The organism is Bradyrhizobium ferriligni (assembly GCF_056837965.1).
Map to the genome: position 1 here is coordinate 1 of NZ_JBXEJO010000171.1, position 1,723 is coordinate 1,723.

Annotated in this window: 2 protein-coding genes and 1 pseudogene; 2 read left to right on the forward strand and 1 reads right to left on the reverse strand. The window is 65.5% G+C overall.

Going from position 1 to position 1,723, the window contains the following annotated elements:
- Window positions 1-16 precede the first annotated feature (16 nt).
- Window positions 17-565, reverse strand: a complete 549-nt coding sequence (locus AC1VNY_RS42365; RefSeq protein ID WP_482409649.1) for a hypothetical protein — start codon at window positions 563-565, stop codon at window positions 17-19.
- A 123-nt stretch (window positions 566-688) separates the two neighbouring features.
- Between AC1VNY_RS42365 and AC1VNY_RS42370 the strand changes: the two genes are divergently transcribed.
- The gene (locus tag AC1VNY_RS42370; RefSeq protein ID WP_482409650.1) at window positions 689-1,354 is read left to right on the forward strand and encodes a response regulator transcription factor; all 666 of its coding nucleotides are present in this window, start codon (window positions 689-691) and stop codon (window positions 1,352-1,354) included.
- Window positions 1,354-1,723: pseudogene (locus tag AC1VNY_RS42375) on the forward strand (sensor histidine kinase); the annotation flags it as partial. The gene AC1VNY_RS42370 and the pseudogene AC1VNY_RS42375, both read left to right, overlap by 1 nt.

Genomic DNA, 1,723 nt, shown 5'->3' on the forward strand with positions numbered 1-1,723 from the left:
GCGTTCGTCGGCAGCGTCAGAGGTGTATAAGAGACAGCCGCGGTGGCGGAGGTGGCGGCCCTGCGCGCGGCGGAGGAGGTGGCCCGTCGGCTCGCGGAGGCGGCGGTGGCGCTCCGCGGGGCGGATGCGGAGGAGGACCGAAGGCTTCGGTTCGACCGTCGGCATGCGAGACGATCTGAGCGTGGAAGATTCCATCATCGAACATGCCCTGGACCGTAACGGTTTCCCCCTTGGTGACTGCATCGCCGTTGTTCGCACGCGGTCCGAGATCGATCAGGGCGCGGCCGCCACCGTCCTCCATCACGAACATGTGGCCGAAGATCTCGGCGACGTTGCCGCGCACGGCGGACGGACCACCGGGTTGCAGCCTGTCGATCGCGGTCGGCTGCAGCAGCATGACGCTCCGCGGCTGCCAGTTCTGGGCGACGCGAACGCCGCCGGCACCGGCAGCTGCGCCGGCGACAAGCACGGCAAGCGCAGCGCCCGCCAGCAGGCCACGGTGCAGGACCGGCCGGCGCCCGGGCCGCGACAGGTTCGTATCTCTCGGTGCATCGCTTTCGGTCATTGGAGGCTCCTTTCATGATTGCGATGCCCGAAGCCTAGGAGGTCGTCCCCAATCCAGCCTGAACCGTTCCGTTCAGGTTGAGTTAAGCTTGGGCGCCTAGTTCCGGTCCGGGGTGTGAACCGAATGAAAATCCTTCTGGTCGAAGACGATCGCCTGCTCGCGCACGAGATTGCCCGAGCGCTGCGTGAGGAGAATTTCGCCGTCGACATCGCCGCCAACGGCGAGGACGGAAAGCATCTTGGCGAAACCGAATCCTACGATGCCGCGGTGCTCGATCTCGGGCTGCCCAAAGTGCCCGGCGTCGAGGTGTTGCGCGGTTGGCGGAAGCATGGAGCGCACCTGCCGGTGCTGATCCTGACGGCGCGCGACGGCTGGACCGACAAGGTGGAAGGCTTCAAGGCTGGGGCCGATGACTATCTCACCAAGCCATTCCGGATCGAGGAACTGGTCATGCGTCTGCGCGCGCTGGCCCGTCGCGCCTCTGGGCACGCTGCGCCGCGGATTTCCTGCGGACCTCTGAGCTTCGAAACCCAGACTGGCGTGTTCGAGCTCGATGGACTGCCGTTGAAGCTGACCGGGCTCGAATGGCGTGTTCTCGAGTGCCTGATCCTGCGCAAGGATACCGTGGTCGAGCGCGGCCAGCTCTCGGAAAAGGTGTATGAGGGCGACGTCGGGACGGATTCAAATTCCATCGAAGTGATAGTCGCGCGGCTCCGGCGCAAGGTCGGCAAGGCGATGATCGAGACCGAAAGGGGCCGCGGCTACAAGCTCAACTCGGGATCCTTATGATGAGCCAGCGCGCATCGCTCGGTCGGCGCCTCATGATCGGGGCCGGCGTGTTCATCACCGCGGCCCTGATCTTCGCCGCGATCCTGATATCATTCGTGTTGCATCGATTCGTGCAGGGGCAGATCGATCAGAGGCTCGACGCGCAGATCCTCTTCCTCGCGTCGATGCTTGAAGCCGATGGCACCGGCAACATTCGTCTGGCGGGATCCGCCGACGGGCCGCCGTTCGACCGGCGCCGCCACGGCTGGTATTGGCAGGTTTCTGGACCAAAAAACGTCTTGCGGTCGAGGTCGCTCGACGGTGCGGAGTTGGCTCCGCCCGACATCACAACAGACCCCTGCGGCCCCCGCCGCCGCCCCCGATCGGCGA